We start from the raw sequence: 4,136 nt of genomic DNA on the forward strand, positions 1-4,136 counted from the left end.
CCTTTCTTTGGAAGATGCGCCTGACTTGCAAGCAGCGGGCCAATTTGGGCCAATTGGGGCGAAAGCGCGGCAGCTGCCGCATTTCGCTGTGGATGCCATGACAGGGTGTAGGGCATCCACTACAAAAACCGGCCCGCAAACAGCAACCACGGTGCCGCCATGCTGGTTTTGGCTGCGCAGGCCTGCGCGCAGGCAGATACGTCAGCTGGTTTCTTTCACCTTCAGCAGCGTTGCGCCGGGCTCACGGTGGCGCACCGGTTTTGTCACGCACCAAATTCGCGCAGGGCGCGGGCCCTGCCTCTACCTCTGCTGGCTCAGGCCGGAGACGAGATGTCGGCCAGTGACTGCCCCACATCCTCTTCGTCCTGGCCCTTGACCGCGATATCGCCGATGGAAATGATGCCGGCCAGGCGCTGCGAGCCGTCCAGAACCGGGAGACGGCGAATCTGGCGGGACGCCATGTCTGCAAGGACCGTGTCGAGGTCGTCAGTTTCACGTGCGGTATGTATGTCGGTGCTCATCACGGTAGACAGCGGCGTGCCGCCGTTCAGGCCCTCCGCGACGGCGCGCAGCACGATGTCGCGGTCGGTCACCATGCCGAGCAGCTTGTCGCCCTCGCACACAGGGATCACGCCCACGTCGAGCTCGCGCATGGCTTTCGCGGCGTCTGCCACGGTATTGCCGGGGGCCATGGTTCGCACGTTGCGGGTCATCACGTCGGTGACGGTCGTCATAAAAATACTCCTTGGATGGGTGAGCTTGGGTCTGGGCTGGGCGATATCGGAACGACATCGCCGTCTGCAGCCAGCATGCCCCGCGCGTGCGTGTTTTTTCCGGTCATGGGTACCCGAGCGGCCGTAGGACAAGGCCGTTTGACGTGTTGCGGTCAGCTGTCGGCAGGCGCCCTGCCATGGCGCTCGGCATACAGTGCCAGTTCCACGTCGTTTTTGGCGCCGGTTTTTTCCAGGATGCGCAAGCGGTAGGTGCTTACGGTGTTGGACGCAAGGCCCAGTTGCGTGCCGATCTCGCCCACGGACTTGCCGGCCGTGAGCAGGCGGAACACCTGGTGTTCACGGTGCGACAGGGCTTCGGCGCCGCTGCGTCCCCCGCTGCCGCCGACGGCGCTGGCCAGCGCTTCGGCCGTGGCGGCTGAAACGTACAGGCCACCGGCCGCCACCTTGCGCACCGCGGCAATCATGTCATCGGGGTTGGCACTTTTATTCAGGTAGCCCGCCGCCCCCAGCTTGATACAGCGCACGGCGTACTGCTTCTCAGGGTAGGTGCTGAGCATCAGCACAGGCAGGCGAGGCCAGTTTTTCTTGAGCGCCTGCAGCACATCCAGGCCATCGCGCTCGGGCAAGGCAATGTCCAGCAGCACGGCGCTCAGGCCTTTGTCCCCACCCAACGCGTCGACGCGCTGCAGGATGTCGGGGCCGGTCTCCGCTTCGGCCACCACTTCAATTTCGGGCGCGTCGGCCAGCACCTGCTTGAGGCCTTCACGCACGATGCGGTGGTCGTCGCCGATCAGGATTTTGAGGGTGCTCATAACTGGATCCGAAGGTGAAGGAGAGAGCCGTGGCCGACCCGGCTGGTGATCTCCAGGCTGCCGCCCAGGTGGCGCGCGCGCTCCCGCATGCCCATCACGCCATAAGCATTGGCTGCTTCAAAGGCGGCGGCTTCGGCGCCGCGGCCGTTGTCCTGCACGGCGATGCTGATGTCTTTGGCTGTGGCCCGTATGGTGATGGCCACGCGGCTGGCAGCCGCATGCCGGCCTACATTGCTGAGCATTTCCTGGAAGATGCGAAAGATGGCAATCGCTGAAGCCTCGGGCAGCGGTACCGCATTGGCCACGTCCATTTGCCAGTCCAGCGCCAGTTCGGCCGACTGCACGAATTCATGGGCCTGCCAGTCCAGCGCCGCCCACAGGCCCTGGTGGTCCAGGATGCTGGGGCGCAGGTCGGTGATGATGCGGCCCACGTTATCGACCGCGCTTTCAATCAGCCGGCCCATGTTCTGGCATTTGCTGCGCATGGTGTCGCGCATGGCCTGCGCGTCGCCGGGTTCGCGCTGCTGCTGTTCGCCCAGGCGTTTGTCGAGCCAGCCCACGTCCATCTTCAGCGCCACCAACAGGCTGCCCAGCTCGTCATGTACCTCGCGCGCGATGCGCGTGCGTTCTTCCTCGCGCACAGTGTGGGTGTAGGCGGTGAGCTCGCGCAGGTGCTGCAGCGCTTCAGACAAGGCCTGGGTGCGTTCGCTGACGCGTTGCTCCAGCACCGCATGCGCCTGGCGCAGTGCGTCTTCGGCCTGGCGGCGCCCTGAGATGTCGACAAAGGTGACCACCGCGCCCTGCACCACGCCGCCTTCGACGATGGGGTGCGACGAATATTCGACCGCAAACGCGCTGCCGTCCTTGCGCCAGAACAGCTCCGTGTCGATGCGGCAAGGCAAGGCCTTGCGAAAAGCGTTGAAGATGGGGCAGAGGTGCTCGGGGTAGTGCTCGCCGCCGGCATGCGAGTGGTGGGCCAGCTCGTGCATGTTGTGGCCCAGCACGTCGGCGGGGGCATAGCCCAGTTGCTCGGCGCCGGCACGGTTGATGAATGTGCAGCAGCCATCCATGTCGATGCCGAAAATGCCTTCGCCGGTGGATTCGAGCAGCTGTGACAGCTTGTCGCGCCAGACAGGCTGGTTGGCGCCGGGAAGGTGGGCGGGTGCGGGCATGGCGTAGTTCGGTTAACCGCCGTAGTCCGTAAATTCGGTAAACATCTTGTCAGGGCAACGCCCGCCGGAGCCACTGCGCTCGTAGTAGTTCCAGCGGTAAGCCATTTCCGTGTTGTCCTGGCAAGCCACGCCCTTGTACAGCTTGCCGTAAGTGGCCCTTGCGCCTGAGGATGACCGGAAGCTGTCAAGACTTTCAACGACCAGCACACCATCTTTGGGATAAACCTTCAGCACGCCGAAAGACGCATTGCTCGGTATGTCGTAGTCCACATAGAGTTCGGTCCGCTCAGGATTCGGGCGCGCCTTCTCTACCAATATAAAAACCGCCTGTTGCTGCTCAACCAGCTCCTGCTGCGTCAGGTGGATAAACGATTGGGACTGCATTTTTTTGCCGAATTTCAGTGCTGGACCCAGCACCAGCAAAGGTTTTCGCTCATCCGTAGAGGCAGGGTTGAACCGGTGTTGAAGCGGCTTTTTAAACCGGTTAACGACAGCCGAGAAAATTTCGTCGTCGCTAAAGTTTTGATTCTGCAGCTCCAAAGCCCAGACAGGGTTTGCAGCACATAGCAGCAGAGCAGCCAGTAATCGGTGTGTTTTCAAATCCATCATCATTGAACGGTTGTGATTGTTGGACCGCATCATGGCATGGCAAAGCCGGAGTTCTTTCCATACTGCACATGCGGGCATGAGCAAACATCGTGCCCAGCTTGGTGCGTGGCCGGGACTGTATCAACCCAAAATCGGTACTGAAGCGGGCTGGACGGAGCGGCTTGCCCCAGGTTCGCCCCAAAACGGGCTGCTTTTTTTGATTCCCTGTAAAGTCCAAGGCATGCTTACGATTTCTGGAGGCGCCGCGCACCTCTCGCCGCGGCCGGTCGCCGCCTTTGCCCTGACAGTGATGATCTTGCTCGTGGCCTGTAGCCCCGCGCTGAACTGGCGCGAAGTGCGGCCCGAGGGCACGCGCCTGGCGCTGCTTTTGCCCTGCAAGCCCGACAAAGCCGAAAAAGTGGTTCCACTGGGTGGCCCGGCAACTACCTTGCGCATGCTGGGTTGTGATGCCGGCGGCGCCACCTTTGCCGTGGCGGTGGCCGACCTCGGCGACGCGTCAAAAGCGGCGCCCGTGCTCGCACAGTGGCAAAGCCTCACGCTGGCGAACATGAAGGCCGGGCCTGCGCCGCAGGTGTCACCGCTCAAGTTACCCGGCGCTGCCACGCTGCCGCCAGCCTCGCTGGTCAAGGCCGATGGGCAGGGTCCCGACGGCAAACCGGTGAGCGGGCAGGCCGCCTACTTTGTGCAAGGCCCGCAGGTGTTCCAGGTGGTGATGTATGCCCCGCGCATCGCGCCCGAGGTGGCCGAGACATTTTTCTCCAGCCTCAAGTTTGAATAAAGTGGCTTGCCTTTCATGACCAGCGCAGAAG

5 protein-coding genes are annotated in these 4,136 nt (G+C 62.7%); 1 reads left to right on the forward strand and 4 read right to left on the reverse strand.

The features are described 5' to 3' along the window. Positions 1-314 precede the first annotated feature (314 nt). The 4 genes from AC1D1X_RS17070 to AC1D1X_RS17085 form a co-directional block, all read right to left on the reverse strand. Positions 315-734 (reverse strand): CBS domain-containing protein, encoded by a 420-nt coding sequence (locus tag AC1D1X_RS17070; protein ID WP_477667612.1) that lies wholly within the window; start codon positions 732-734, stop codon positions 315-317. 152 nt (positions 735-886) lie between these two features. Then, positions 887-1,546, reverse strand: coding sequence for a response regulator transcription factor (locus AC1D1X_RS17075; RefSeq protein ID WP_477667613.1), 660 nt, complete (start codon positions 1,544-1,546; stop codon positions 887-889). Next, the gene (locus AC1D1X_RS17080; RefSeq protein WP_477668873.1) at positions 1,543-2,718 is read right to left on the reverse strand and encodes a sensor histidine kinase; all 1,176 of its coding nucleotides are present in this window, start codon (positions 2,716-2,718) and stop codon (positions 1,543-1,545) included. The genes AC1D1X_RS17075 and AC1D1X_RS17080 overlap by 4 nt, the downstream gene beginning before the upstream one ends. A gap of 12 nt (positions 2,719-2,730) precedes the next feature. Beyond that, positions 2,731-3,360, reverse strand: a complete 630-nt coding sequence (locus AC1D1X_RS17085; protein ID WP_477698725.1) for a hypothetical protein — start codon at positions 3,358-3,360, stop codon at positions 2,731-2,733. Positions 3,361-3,547: 187 nt separating this feature from the next. Between AC1D1X_RS17085 and AC1D1X_RS17090 the strand changes: the two genes are divergently transcribed. Further along, a complete protein-coding gene (locus tag AC1D1X_RS17090) occupies positions 3,548-4,105 on the forward strand; it encodes a hypothetical protein (protein WP_477668871.1) in 558 nt (185 codons plus the stop codon). Positions 4,106-4,136 lie beyond the last annotated feature (31 nt).

The sequence above is a fragment of the Polaromonas sp. P1_G4 genome, from assembly GCF_056405475.1.